Source organism: Pantoea sp. (assembly GCF_028283705.1).
Taxonomy (GTDB): Bacteria; Pseudomonadota; Gammaproteobacteria; order Enterobacterales; family Enterobacteriaceae; genus Pantoea.
The window spans coordinates 149723-163750 of record NZ_JAPWKD010000011.1 but is presented as its reverse complement, the minus strand read 5'-3'; the positions used below and the strand labels follow the sequence as shown (position 1 = coordinate 163750).

General features: G+C 48.3%; 10 protein-coding genes. 8 read left to right on the top strand and 2 right to left on the bottom strand.

Annotated features, from left to right (window positions below; all coding sequences use genetic code 11):
- Nucleotides 1–10: 10 nt before the first annotated feature.
- Together PW844_RS07835 and PW844_RS07830 are read left to right on the top strand one after the other, a co-directional pair.
- Nucleotides 11–517 (top strand): DUF1543 domain-containing protein, encoded by a 507-nt coding sequence (locus PW844_RS07835; RefSeq protein ID WP_299449996.1) that lies wholly within the window; start codon nucleotides 11–13, stop codon nucleotides 515–517.
- 26 nt (nucleotides 518–543) lie between these two features.
- A complete protein-coding gene (locus PW844_RS07830; protein WP_299451080.1) occupies nucleotides 544–951 on the top strand; it encodes an NUDIX hydrolase in 408 nt (135 codons plus the stop codon).
- A gap of 12 nt (nucleotides 952–963) precedes the next feature.
- On the opposite strand, the gene PW844_RS07825 is transcribed toward PW844_RS07830, so the two are convergent.
- A complete protein-coding gene (locus tag PW844_RS07825; protein ID WP_299449993.1) occupies nucleotides 964–1386 on the bottom strand; it encodes a DUF2000 domain-containing protein in 423 nt (140 codons plus the stop codon).
- Between the two features lie 137 nt (nucleotides 1387–1523).
- On the opposite strand from PW844_RS07825, the gene PW844_RS07820 reads away from it, so the two are divergent.
- From PW844_RS07820 to PW844_RS07810, 3 genes are all read left to right on the top strand, one after another.
- A complete protein-coding gene (locus PW844_RS07820) occupies nucleotides 1524–1994 on the top strand; it encodes an Lrp/AsnC family transcriptional regulator (RefSeq protein WP_299449990.1) in 471 nt (156 codons plus the stop codon).
- Between the two features lie 88 nt (nucleotides 1995–2082).
- Nucleotides 2083–2955, top strand: coding sequence for a 23S rRNA pseudouridine(2604) synthase RluF (rluF, locus tag PW844_RS07815; protein ID WP_299449987.1), 873 nt, complete (start codon nucleotides 2083–2085; stop codon nucleotides 2953–2955).
- 233 nt (nucleotides 2956–3188) lie between these two features.
- On the top strand, nucleotides 3189–4334 hold the full coding sequence (locus PW844_RS07810; RefSeq protein WP_299449984.1) for a glycosyltransferase family 4 protein: 1146 nt from the start codon (nucleotides 3189–3191) through the stop codon (nucleotides 4332–4334).
- Between the two features lie 21 nt (nucleotides 4335–4355).
- Here PW844_RS07810 and PW844_RS07805 read toward each other — a convergent pair whose 3' ends face one another.
- Nucleotides 4356–5219, bottom strand: coding sequence for an aldo/keto reductase family oxidoreductase (locus PW844_RS07805; RefSeq protein ID WP_299449982.1), 864 nt, complete (start codon nucleotides 5217–5219; stop codon nucleotides 4356–4358).
- Nucleotides 5220–5315: 96 nt separating this feature from the next.
- Between PW844_RS07805 and PW844_RS07800 the strand changes: the two genes are divergently transcribed.
- The 3 genes from PW844_RS07800 (at nucleotide 5316) to PW844_RS07790 (ending at nucleotide 13974) form a co-directional block, all read left to right on the top strand.
- Nucleotides 5316–6245, top strand: coding sequence for a LysR substrate-binding domain-containing protein (locus PW844_RS07800; RefSeq protein WP_299449979.1), 930 nt, complete (start codon nucleotides 5316–5318; stop codon nucleotides 6243–6245).
- 82 nt (nucleotides 6246–6327) lie between these two features.
- Nucleotides 6328–7512, top strand: coding sequence for a pyridoxal phosphate-dependent aminotransferase (locus tag PW844_RS07795; RefSeq protein ID WP_299449977.1), 1185 nt, complete (start codon nucleotides 6328–6330; stop codon nucleotides 7510–7512).
- Between the two features lie 150 nt (nucleotides 7513–7662).
- A complete protein-coding gene (locus tag PW844_RS07790) occupies nucleotides 7663–13974 on the top strand; it encodes a hypothetical protein (protein ID WP_299449975.1) in 6312 nt (2103 codons plus the stop codon).
- The last annotated feature ends 54 nt before the right edge of the window (nucleotides 13975–14028 follow it).

Here is a 14028-nt window from a genome sequence, read left to right as displayed (position 1 = left end):
AAATGACTACGTGAATCTGTTTATGTTTTATGTCGGTGGCAATGCCGGAAAATCCAACATTGAAGTGCATGACATCCAGTTTGTAGCTGCAGAACAACCTGAGGAGGCCTGGCCCGCACTGCGTGAAGCCTGGTTTGGCGATGCAGATAAGATCCATATCGATGGTTATGCCCGCATCACCTGGGCGGATGGTTACCGCATCTCCCTGTCGCCGGAACCCACCACCGGTAGCCAGCGACTGTTCTTTGTTAATGCCGGGGCTTACCATCCTTCCAATCTCGCGGAGCTGCATGCGTTCGATCTGTTCGTCGCTAAAGATGCCGCAGAGGCCAAAGCAAAAGGACTGGAAAACCTGCTGAAGGGGGCAGATCATCAGCACAAAGACAATCTTAAGGATGTGGATGATTGTCTGCTGCTGGATAAAGTAGGCAACTTGTTTGTGCATCTGACCCCGGACGCCAATGGCACGCCGTTCCGTCCTGAATGGCAGGGCTATCAACCGATTGGGGTGGAATAATACCTGCGTTTAAAGAGGGAATAATGATGTCTCCAAAAATTGGTGTCGGTGTGCTGATTTTCCGTAACGGGAAACTGTTGCTGGGACGACGTAAAGGCAGCCACGGTGCGGGTGACTGGTCCGCACCGGGCGGGCATCTGGAATTTGGTGAAACCCCGGAAGAATGTGCACGCCGTGAAACTGAGGAAGAGACCGGATTGCAGTTGCATGACTTGCAGAATGGCGCATTCGTCAGTGATGTTTTCCCCGAAGTGCAAAAACACTACATCACGTTGTTTATGGTGGCACACAGCCTCCACGGCGAGCCGCAGTGCCTTGAACCGGAAAAATGCGAAGGCTGGCATTGGTTCGCGCCGGAGCAACTGCCGCAACCGCTGTTTGCACCGCTGCGTACGCTGATCGAACGTGACGGATTGGCGGCGTTACAAGCGTAACGCCGCTATCTTTTAGCGATAAAGTTTCAGATTTCCCGTCAGACGGGTAATTTTTTTCTTTGGCCCGATTAATCCCATCGCCACCAGCTCAATCTGCTCGCTATGCGCGGTGGCGATGCGTTCACCATATTCATCATAAGTTTTACAGGATTGCGCCAGCGCACTAAAGGGCATACTGAAGATCTCCGGGTCTGTGCCACTGATTTGCTGTAGTTCGCGCAGATAATTACCCTCTGCCAGCAACACCGGCAGCGGGGCATAAATCACCCCTGGGTAAATGAAACCATCCTGGCTGCGCATATCCGGCCCCACCAGATTACCGATTAATTTGCCAAAACTGATGCCAATCACGCTGGCAGCATTCATCGCCAGCCCGGCGGGTAACTGTTGATCAATGACCAGGGTGCAACGATGCACATTTGCGTCGAATTCCATTTTTTACTCCTGCGTTTGCTGAAGGCGATATTGTGCGTGAGCTGGCCGGAAAAGTGCTTGCTGAATAACCCTGGATTTTCCTAAATTAAGGCAAGATCTGCCCTTATATGATTAAAGGAAGAAAGGATAATTCTCTTATGGCTCTCAGCAAGACAGACGTCAGGATTCTCGAACAGTTACAGCGCGACGCGCGAATGACCAATCAAACTCTCGCCGACACCCTTGGTCTGTCCCCGTCACCGTGCTGGCGCAAAGTGCGCAAGCTGGAAGAAGATGAAGTTATTCAGGGATATCGCGCTGTACTTAACCGCAAGAAAATTGGTCTTAGCATGATGGTGTTCGTCCGCGTCACTATCGACAGCCACAGCGAGGCAGAGGCGCGAAAGTTTGAGGCAGAAGTGACCGCACTGGATAACGTCGTTGCCTGTTACAGCATCGGTGGCGATGCTGACTTTTTATTGCAGGTGGTCGCTGCCGATATGGATCGCTATGCTGATTTTGCCATGTCGGTGATTCGGCGCTTGCCGGGTATTAAAGAGATGCAAAGTATGTTTGTGCTGAAGGAAATCAAGGCTCAGTCCGCTTGGCCGATTCAGGCCACAGATTAGCGTTAGCGTCTGTGTTACATCTTTTGCGTAAAGCACTCACAGAAAGCCAAAGGTTGTTGTATAGTCCGCTTCTTTTTTCGGAGGAACCATGCTGACCAACTCATCCACCCGCCTTAATAAATACATCAGCGAAAGCGGCATTTGCTCGCGTCGCGATGCCGATCGTTACATCGAGCAGGGCAACGTTTTTATCAACGGTAAACGTGCCACTGTGGGTGCTCAGGTGTTTGTCGGTGATGAAGTTAAAGTGAATGGTCAGCTGATTGAACCTCGTGACGCCGACGATCTGGTGTTGATTGCGCTGAATAAACCGGTGGGCATCATCACCACTATGGAAGAAGGCGAGCGCGATAACATCAGTGATTTCGTCAACCATAGCAAACGCGTATTTCCGATTGGCCGACTGGATAAAGATTCGCAGGGACTGATTTTCCTTACCAACCATGGTGATTTAGTCAACAGAATCCTGCGTGCTGGTAACAACCACGAAAAGGAATATGTGGTGACGGTTGATAAACCGATCACAGACGAATTTATTGCCGGTATGGGCGCGGGTGTCCCCATGCTCGGTACCGTGACCAAAAAATGCAAAGTGAAGAAGGAATCGACCTTTGTGTTTCGTATCACGCTGGTGCAGGGGCTTAATCGTCAGATCCGCCGTATGTGTAAACATTTCGGCTTTGAAGTCACCAAACTGGAGCGCACCCGCATCATGAACGTCAATCTGAAAGGATTGCCGCTCGGTGAGTGGCGCGATTTGACCGATGATGAATTGATCGACCTGTTTAAGCTGATTGAAAACTCGTCCTCAGAAGATAAGGCAACGAAAAAAGCCCCGGCAAAGACCAGCAACGCGAACAAACCCGTGAGCAATGGCCCGAAGAAAGGCGACAAAGCAGAAGCGCATCCGGCATCACGCAAGCGTTTTACCCAGCCAGGACGGAAAAAGAAAGGGCGCTAAGCCGGTCGGAATGTCAGCCTATGCTGACATTCCACATTATCTACTGGCACTGTTTGATCGTTGGAAACATAATTTACACTTGGTTCTATCATCCTGTTAATGCTTCCCAAACAAATTACTACTACTTTTCCTAATTTTCCCGTAACTCCTTTACTCATGACGAAATTATTTTATAACTGTCTTACTGGCGATTTTTTAATTCTTATAAACTCGTCAAGCGTTAAGGAGGATTGATGAAAATTGTAGTGAGTAGTGATGGTTATCCGGAAAAAAGAAACATAATGGTGGATTCTGAAAACAATTATGTGAATTTGAAAAAGAAAAACATATATCTTTACATCAATGCCCTGCGTCAGAAATTGTTGAAGAAAAATAAGATATTTGTCTTTCAACCTGTTCCCGGTCTGGCGGCGAATGATGCGGATATCATTCATCTTTTTAATGAAGTTGCCCGAACATCGGACCGCTGGGTCTCGACCTTCGAAACCGAAATTCCACGTGTCCTGCCGGTTGCAGGCATAGCCAAAACAGACAATCCCGAACTTCATAATCTGATGCAGCTTGCGGCCCGTAAAGAGTGCATCCAGTTGATTGCCATTTCCGAAGTCACCAGCAATATCCAGCTGAAGCTGCTGGAAGCCTTCCCGGCGGTAAAAGATGTTATCGCGGCGAAGCTATGCGTGATGCACCCACCCCAGCCTTTACTGACGGATAAAGGACGTGAAGTCACCGGAGAGAAGGTCACTTTTACCTTTATCGGCAATGAGTTTTACCGCAAAGGTGGGGCCGAAGTGGTGATGGCGTTTTCTGAACTGGCAAATGAGGGGATCATCAATGTTGATCGTATAAAGGTGAATATCATTGGTGACCTGTCACGCAAACATAATATAGCCCACCGTCAATATCAGGATCGCGAGGAATTCTACAGTCAAATCGAAGGGTTAATCAAAAAATGGCCTTTCTTTCAGCATTCCGGATCATTACCCAATTCGTCTGTCATTGCATTATTAAAAGAGACGGATGTTGGCCTGCTTCCCACCTGGCAGGACACTTACGGATTTTCCGTGCTGGAAATGCAGGCGTGTGGCTGTCCGGTAATAACCACCAATGTGCGTGCATTACCAGAAATTAATCCACCGACCACCGGCTGGCTTATTGATTACAAACTGAATGATATGTATGAATTTACTGTCGATTCAGAGCAAGCTAAACAGACAATCAGGAATACCGTGGTCAGCCAGCTAAAAGGATATATTGCTGATGTCCTGCATGACCCGGAAAGTATCAACCAGCGCTCAGCGCAGGCAATATTGAGGATCCGCCAGCAGCATGATCCTCAAACCTTCAAAAAGCGGCTGAAAGAGATTTATTTATCTTAGAGCTAGACAAAAACTGAGGGATCAGGCTTCGGCCAGTCCCTCCAGTCTTGCCACGATGTCGTCCGATAAGTGCAGCCCGGCGCTTGCCAGATTCTGTTTTAGATGTTCTGGCGAAGAGGTGCCCGGAATCAGCAAGATGTTCGGCGATCGTTGCAGCAACCATGCCAGAGCGACCTGCAAAGGCGTTGCACTCAGCTCGTTTGCTACCGCCGTCAACTGTGCTGATTGCAACGGCGAAAAGCCGCCAAGCGGGAAGAAGGGCACATAAGCAATGCCCTGCGCTGCCAGGTGATCCAACAGTGCATCATCCTCGCGGTTAGCCAGATTATAGAGGTTCTGTACACAGGCAATTGGAGTCATGGCCTGGGCATCAGCCACCTGTTTCGCCGTAACATTGCTTAAACCGATATGTCGAATCAGCCCGCGTTCTTTTAGTTTGATAAGTGTAGTGAGTTGTTCCTCCAAAGAACCTTCAGCCGGACCGTGCACATCAAACATGGCGCGCAGATTCACCACATCCATCACCTCAAGGCCCAGATTGAGCAGGTTATCTTCCACTGCCTGTGTCAGCTCCGCTGGGGTAAAAGCCGGTAACCAGCCGCCTTGCTGGTCACGACGCGCGCCGACTTTAGTCACAATCACCAGATCCCCGGCATAGGGATAGAGCGCTTTTTTGATGAGCTGATTGGTGACATGGGGACCATAGAAATCGCTGGTATCGATATGATTAACACCGGCATCAATCGCCTCTCGCAGCACCTGTAAGGCGCGCCCTTCATCTTGTGGCGGACCAAACACGCCCGGCCCGGCCAACTGCATGGCACCATAGCCGAGACGATTCACGCTGCGGTCGCCGAGGGGGTAAGTCATTACGGGATGAGACATAAGAACCTCCGTCATAGGGTGTCTGAAGATTGTAACGGGGGTTGGGCTGTGCAACTATCCGGTGAAATCAGGACACAATGTACGGAGTGGCGCACAATGTCATTAGATATTGCCTTATTACACGCCGTGGTGGCGGTAGCCAAAGCCGGAGGCTTTCGCGAAGCTGCTCGCATGACCGGCAGCAACCCTTCGCGTTTGAGTGATGCCGTGCGACGTGCTGAGCAGCAACTGGGCGTGCGTTTGTTTAATCGCACAACCCGCACCGTCGCGCTGACCGAAGCGGGCAGGGCCTTGATGGCTCGCCTGCTACCGGCCATGAATGAGGTGGATGCGGCGCTCGATGCATTGAACCGTTTTCGCAACACGCCGGGCGGCACATTGCGCCTGAATGTGCCAGTTAGTGCAGCACGCCTGGTGCTTCCAGGAATTGTGCCTGGTTTTCTGCAACGCTATCCGGATATTCAGCTGGAAATCGTCGCTGAAAGTAACGTGCAGGATATTTTTCGCGACGGCTGCGATGCTGGCATCCGTTATGACGACCATCTGGAGCAAGATATGGTGGCGCTGCCAATTGGACCACGCACCCAGCGCTTTGCCGCCGCGGCGGCGGCTGGTTATCTGGCGCAATATGGCATCCCGCAACATCCCCGCGATCTGATGCAACATCGTTGCCTGCGCGGTCGTTACGCCACAGGCGTGATGGCGGAATGGGAGTTTGCCCGCGACGGTGAAAACCTGCGTCTGCAACCCAATGGTCCCTTAACCTGTAGCATTGGGGCGGCGATGGATTTAACTGTGCAGGCGGCCATCGCCGGTGTGGGCATCGTTTATTTGTTTGAAGATTGGTTACAACCGGCGTTCGCCTGTGGGCAGCTACAGCCGATTCTGGCCGACTGGTGGCTCAGTTTTTCCGGGTTATGGCTTTACTATAACGATCGTCGCCTGATCCCCGCCCCCTTACAGGCGTTTATCGATTATGTGCGTGAACTGAATGACAACTCAGCCAGACAAAATTGCTATTCCTGAACTTTTGCGCTGCGTGGTATACCAGGTGGGTGCTATGTATTGAAATAACAGTTAAACAGGGATAATCGTTGGAGGTTTTTTCATGCAGTCGTCTTTTCCCCTCGTCTCGCGCAACACTATCAGCCAGATTTCACCCTCGCTCATCCGCGAAATTGCCAATGAAGGGATGGATCGTCCCGATATGCTCGCCTTCTGGTTTGGTGAATCCGACAAACCCACGCCACAGTTTATTACCGATGCGGCTATCACCTCGCTACAGCAGGGGGAGACCCGTTATATCCAGAATCTCGGGCGACCCTATTTGCGTCAGGCGTTGTCCGATTATCTGAGCCTGCTGCATGGTCATACTATCAGCAGCGATCAGCTGGCGATTACCAGTGCCGGAATTAACGGCCTGATGCTGGTGGCGCAAACGGTGCTGTCACCGGGCGATAAGGTGGTGGCGATCACGCCAGTGTGGCCGAACGTGGTAGAGATCCCGCAGATCCTCGGTGCCTCTGTCGAACGTGTGGCGTTGACAGTGCAAGATGGCGCATGGGCGCTGGATATGGACCTGTTGCTGAGTGCGCTGACGCCTGATGTGCGTATGCTGATTATCAACTCACCAGGTAACCCTACCGGCTGGACCATCACCGATGAGGAAGTTCAGACGATACTCGCACATTGCCGTAAACACGGTATCTGGATTCTCAGCGATGACGCCTATCAGCGCTTGATCTATGCCAGCGACCGCCATTACGCGCCCTCATTTCTGGATTATGCGACGCCGGAAGATCGATTGATTTCAGTAAATACCTTTTCCAAAGCCTGGCTGATGACCGGTTTTCGCGTCGGCTGGGTAGTGGCTCCGCCATCCATCATTGATGCTCTGGGTAAACTGATTGAGTTCAATACCAGTTGTTTGTTCGAACCTTGCCAGCGTGCAGCCCAGGCGGCGCTACTTGGCGGTGAAAGTGGAATCATCAGCCTGCGCGCCGAGCTGGCGCGCAGCTATCAGTTTCTGGTAAATGGCCTGCGGGAATTACCGGGCGTAAGCGTGCCGGAAAGCGGTGGTGGTATGTATGCGTTCTTCCGCATCGAAGGATTTGACGATACCACCACGCTGGCGAAACGGCTGGTGCGGGAAAGCGCTCTGGGTCTGGCACCGGGTGCCGCGTTTGGTCCTGAAGGAAACGGCTGGTTACGCTGGTGCCATGCAGTTTCGTCAACGGACAAGTTGCAGCAGGGATTGATGCGGTTGAGTGAGTTTCTGGCGCGGAATCGTTAAGAGGAGCGGTGTAGTGTAACGGCGTGATTTATCGGGCTGTTTTTTTTCTAAAGACATAACATATAAATATCGGTGCTTTTTCGAAAGAAGGTTCAGATGCATTGGCATAGATTGCCAGGTATTAATAACCTCTCTCTAAGGAACGTACCGATGCTCTCCGTCCCCTCAAGTTCGTCAGAACTGAATGTAAACCCAATCTCCCCTGTCTCGGGTAATCGTAAAAGTAACGCGAACAGTTCCGAGGAAATCTTTACATCGAACGTGGTATGCACGGCTCTCAGCAGCTTTATAGAAAGTCAAAAAAGTTGGCCTGGAGCAGCAGCAACCGACTTACTGAACTTATGCCTGAATCATGATGAAGAATTAAAGCAGCGCCTCAATGAGGCCGGTTTATTGACCCAGGGTGGATTAAATACGCACCTTACTGATAAACAATTGCAGAAACTGAGCGATGTACTGAAAGATTATTGCCATCAGGAGCGTGAATTTAAGCGTACGGAGCCTGCCTCTGTGAAAATCAGCGCGTTTCAGCATGAAGTCCTGGATAAACTGGACGAATTACTCAGCCAGCTCAGTCTGAGTGATAGCCAATTATCAGATTTATTCTCACAACTAAAAAATGAAGTACCCCAGCATTTAGTGAGCGCAAAAGAACATGCAGAACACATCAATACAGCCAATGAATTCAGAAATCTGGGGGGAAAAAATCACCAGTATCTTGCCGATGCCGGTATCGCGCTTAAACATAGAGTGGATAAAATGGCACCGTTGCTGACGGCACGTGGCATGGTGGCTGTTGCTACAGATCTGCTAAAAAAATGTTCTGATGCCCTTCAGGTTTCGGAAGATGTCGCCAGTAAAATGAGCGGGGATGAGAAAAAGCAGCGACTGAACGCCTGTGAGGCACTCACCGACGTTGTTAACGCTATTGAGAATCTCGCCGAGGCGAAAAGATTTGTCCGGGAAGCGGCGACCGATAACGATGCAATCTGGTTGCTGGATAAAATTGAAGGCGCAAGAAAGAACCTGAAGGTCGCTCTGAAGGGCGTGCAAACAAGAAACAGACAGGTTGCGATGCTGCCCGCTGACAAGCTCACACAGCAACATGGAAAGTTGCGTCTGGTTCTTGACGCATTCTGCAAAAATGACTGGAAGACAATACAGGCTGACCTGAAAGAAGAAGTAAAAGAACTTAAAGAAGGAACATTGCGGGAATATATTTGTATCCGCAACGCAAATAAAAAATTTAAAGAATTGGCCAAGGTTCAGGCTGACATACTTAAGGGCGAAGCGGGTATCATTATCGGATTGGTCAGGCAACTCTGCCAGTTGCTGGAACCAAAACTTCAATTCGCTCAGGATCTGGAAAAGCACCCCGACCCCGAAGAATGTTTTAAGGGAAAAGACCTTGCGCAGCATATAAAACCACTGGCTACCGCAGCAGTCACCACCTATCGCGCACTGGAAGGTGCAGGTGTCATACCGGGAAAAATTAACGAGGTAAAAACCCAGCGTGCGGTGCTGAAACGGGCTATTGAGCAACTGCAAAACGTTAAATCCTGCGGAGTGATATTTGCGGAAGGGAATAAGGTTGCTGCGTTGACGGAACAATTATGGCAACAGCTAAGTATCGCTTCTGCAAAACTCGGTGAATACAAGCCGGGCGGCGATGCGAATGTCGGAGATCAGTACGAGTTTGACGGATACTTGAGATCACAATTAAAGACCGCCGGAACGGCCATCAGTGGCCTGACGCTGAAAGGTGCTAATAAGGTGGTGGGGTTGTATGACCGGATGAAGTCATCTGCAGCGGAAGGGAAAAAACTGAATGACCTGATGGAGGTAAAGAGTGCCGGATTACTCACTTCTTTATACGAGCTGGAAAGGCATGTGGGAATACTGCAGGGGGAAGCTAAGAAAGCCGGGACTATTGCCGGCCGAAAGACGCAGAAAAAAAATGTTTGCACACTCAGTACCCCATCCGATCAGCGCACAGCAGCCTGTAACAAAATGAAGCTGCGCCAGGCTGCAGTGCAAAATGCCGTGTCCCTCGTCAAAAGCCATTTTGCAGAAACTCAGGCTGAACTGAATGCGATTAAGGAAGAATGTAAAAAAGAATATGATGACGTGCTGCAACTGCGTAATGAACAGGGCACTGAGGAAAATCTCGCATCCGAGCAAGGCAGAGCACAGTGGAAACAGCACAATAAAAAACTGGACGCGCTGTGGCAAACCATTACTAAAGATATCCCTCACTGTCTTGCAGAGAATAAAGAAGCACTTGATGACGCGGAAAAAGTGGCAACAGAAACCGCTGCACTCTCTTTTTCTATGGATAAATTATCCGGACTCGAAGAAGACACGCTCAAAATCCCTCTACTCGCCGAAAAAGCCAATCGAACAGTAAAGTCGGCGCTACGGAAGGTCACGCATCGGGAACCTGAAGTTTTTGGTATTGAGCAAAGGCTGGCGAAATTCCACGGCAAGTTTTTGTCGAACCTCACCGAAGGGATGGGACTGAAGCCGAAACAAAGGGATGATCTGGTAAGAAAGGAGGCGGAGCGCATTGCCGCAGATGACGGCACTACCTTTGACAAAAAAGCGTATGCCAAAATGATTTACCATGAATACGAGCAGAAACGTGATGGTAAACAGATACTGTCCCGTGATTATCGGGCTATCCAGCAAGAACCGGGGCTGGAATGGGCCAGTCTCTTCGCCGATACCGGTCTTGCCGGGCTGAGTGACACTGCGGTTAGCGCTATTGCCCGTGAAATCTTCGGTGAGGGGATGAATTTCGGTCTGATGGGGGGCTTAGTCAGCAGCCCGTGGACTCTGGTCCGGGGCTGTTTGTCTATTGCGGTACTCATTAATAAGGTATATCAGCGTAACTGTGAAATGAAAACCTCTGTAATGCCGTGCTGCGCGTTACCATCGAATACTCAGATAAAAGAAATAGTTAAAGGCACAAAATTTATTTTCCTGTCTCAGGGCAAACAATTTTTACCCCCCACAGCCAGAGTCCTCATTAATGCGTTCAATATGCTATCCGATATTAACAAAAACGGTTTTGCTTATACGCTGGAATCGGCTTCACGCAATTTCGCTAATAAGGAAATGATGTCGGTCGCCAGCATTATGATAGCGGAGTTTGGCAAAGATGTTCTTACTGGTGGTATTGAATTGCTGGAACAGCTACAGACGAATAATGAGTCATATAGCGGTGAGGGCGACTCCGGCGAAGATAAAGTTGACGACGTTGCCAGAATCATCAGCCGTGGGCGTGCGGCAATGCAGCCCGGTGAGGGCACGAAAATTGACAACGGACTGTCAAGCGCGCTGGCCATGTTAAACAATGTGAAAAATAAGCTGGAGAAAGGATTATCTCCGGCGGAAAAGTCCTACTTCAGTCAGCTGTTGGGAATAGAGCCGCAGGATTTTGCCGACAGAGTTAATGCGCTGATCGAGCGAGTCCAGAGCTACCAGACAGGAGGAGCTAACCAGAACCAACTGGTGATGGTTGCGCCTGGTAAAGATAATTTTGCTGCGTGTGTGGTAAAAGGTGATCCGCTCAACCGTATTTTTATCAGCCGCGATGCTTTGGAGAATAGCGAACATGAGGTAGGCATCATGCTGCTTCATGAAATGCTACACCTGGAGGGGACGGAGGATAATGTGGAAAACGCATGGAATGACACTGGCAAAAATTTGGCCCTCGTGGAGGGTTTGCATCTACGCACTCCATACGTCCAACGGGATACCGCGAATCATGCGGGTAAGCATATATCCCATGATGGGTTAAGCTTTTATGTGCATATAAGAACCGGAAGTGAGATGACAAATAACAACTTCAGCGGTTTCCGGGTATTACCTAATTCCCTGGCTAGCAATCAGTCGTCGGTGCAAAATGCAGCGCTTGCTCTTAATGGCGATGAACTTAAAATCCCTGGATTTAAAAAAGTTAATATCAAAAATAAAAGTGAGCTGGATACACTTTACGATAGTCTGAAAAAAGATATGGACGCTACGGAGAGATTGATTAATAAAAATTCCCATGACGATGATAGGTTAAATAATGCCAGATTTTTCAAACTGGAAGACTACAAAAATCTCGTCGAAGGATTTCAGAAACTGCAGACGCAATGGAATAGAAAGGCATTATCTCTTGATGATAAAAATAAAGTCCAAAAACGTCTACAGAAAAATGGTGATGTTGGGAGGAACAGTGAAATATCAGATCAGGACATACTAAAAGAGATTGGCGCAGACGGTGGACAGGATTATGAAAGCATCCTGAGAAGGAAAATCTTTAAAGGAAGAGCTGAGATGCTGATTAAGCATCATAGCGAACACTATCACAGCGAAAAATTCACCGGGACACCAGAACCATTTCAGCTTGATTTAACTGATAGAGCTGTTGCTGTGAGAAATAAATGGCTTACCTCGCTTTACCAGAAATATGGAATTAATCCGGAAAGAATAAAGTGTGATTATATTGCAGCCTGGCCATTGGCTGGTCTACGCAATTCAAACTCAAGTGATGGTGTTGATTTACTTCAGATCGCTCCAGGCGATCTCGCCGCTAACAATATTCATGATAAAATACATAAAATAAGTGGATTCAGTATTAATGAATATACTGTACATTATCCTGATGACTACCCTCAAGGTTTAAAAGATGAACTCGAAAATGGGATGTGGAGCGACTTTCAGGTTGCTTTTATTGATAAGATGGATAATTATACGGAAGTCACCAACTATAAGAAAAACTTAAATGCGCGAGCTAAACTAGCGTTTGCATTTAACCGGCGTTCGGATGATCCAGAGCTGAAATCCGCAGAAATTAATCGTAACCTGTCACGGGCAAGGCCGGTTGTCTTTGGTGATCATACTGTGGCGGGTATGTTTATTATTCCGGATAAAACCAATGGAAATAAAGGGCGGTTATACAGTCTCGATCCGACTTTCAAAGCAGTGGATATCGAGTATGGTGCCGATGTTAATGAACTTTTTCGAAATAATCCGGAATTAAAGAAAAAGATCGATGTAGGACTGGTTGGCAGGCCCTCATCTGACTCGAGTTTTACACGAAATCTCATAAAGTTCTTGAGCCCATCTGCTAGATTTGACAGATCAAATAAAATCGAATTCGTATTTACTAAAAGTAATGCTGAAACAACAAAAGTAGAAGATTTTTTATTTAATGGTTTGAAGGAGCGTCTTTATACCAATATGGATGATTTGACGGTATCTTCATTGGAGATAAAAGTTCAGGACTATCTGGAGGGAGCGAAGTTTCTACTGAATGCTGTTACCGCGGAAATGGGGCCAGAATTAGCGGCATTTGCCACTATAGCACAGGTTATTATTCCGCTGGTGCAGGCAAAATGGGCTGACGATCCCGATCTGGCTGAGGCCTATACTCGCGAAGCCTTATGGTCGTTGGTCCTCACAGCAGTAATGCACAGTGCCGGTAGCGCATTGGAGCATTTCAATAAAAGTGAGCTGGAGGCAGAAATAAATAAAACCGTCGCTGATATAAAACGCAGGCCCGCCACTGCTAAGCAGGAAGTGGAAACATTTAGTAATTATCTTGATGAAATGGTGCAACGTAGTAATCGTAACTTTACTGCCAAGAAAACGACGAGGAATGGGATAGATATTATAATGTATCCTAATGAAGCTGCGGCTGCAGAGAAATATTGCACTAATGCGCAGTTTCTCTCATTAGAACAGAACGCTAACAATGCAAGAATATTTTTAACAAATCATGAAACCAATGGCACTATTATACAGAATAAGATTCTAGATATTTTAAAACATGACCCTACAGGAAAGGGTAAGATTCATGTATTAACGGGGACACATGGCAACGCGGATGGCGTTCGGACATATGGGGGGCGTGGCTCCGATAGTGCAACCCGGTTTTCACAGCAGGACTGGGAATGGACTCAGACGTTGGCCACAGAATATAAAAAACGCATTGAAATTCATGACATTTCAGGGCCTGGATATGCAAATGGCAAGGTTGGTAATATCATAACGAATGCGGGCGAAAACGATGTTGTTATTGGTGCATTTTGTTACAGTCGCAATGATAATGAGGTCAGGGCCGCACTAAATCTTCATCCTGTCACATCTTATGTTTCTTACGAAGCTCCGGCTAATAGCGGGATTACGGAAATAAATTTTTGGCCCGGTCTGCGCCGGGAGCCGGTTCCTTACTGGATGAGGAGCTTTGCAGAAAACGGGGAATATATTACGACGGGACAAAAAATAACTTTCAATGGGATAGAAAAGAAGGAAACATTTGACAGTATTTTTGCACAATTCAAGAAGCACCACCCTAAGGCCTCCAGGCTTGAATTTAATTTAAAAAATCAGTCAATGATTGTCAAATATGGACCTGGTGTTGAAATTCCCGCAGGAGTAACAATCAAGTTTGGAAAAGCGCATCCATAAATAGTCATATCATTGTTCTGGCAATAAAAAACCGGGAGCGGTTACCCGTTCCCG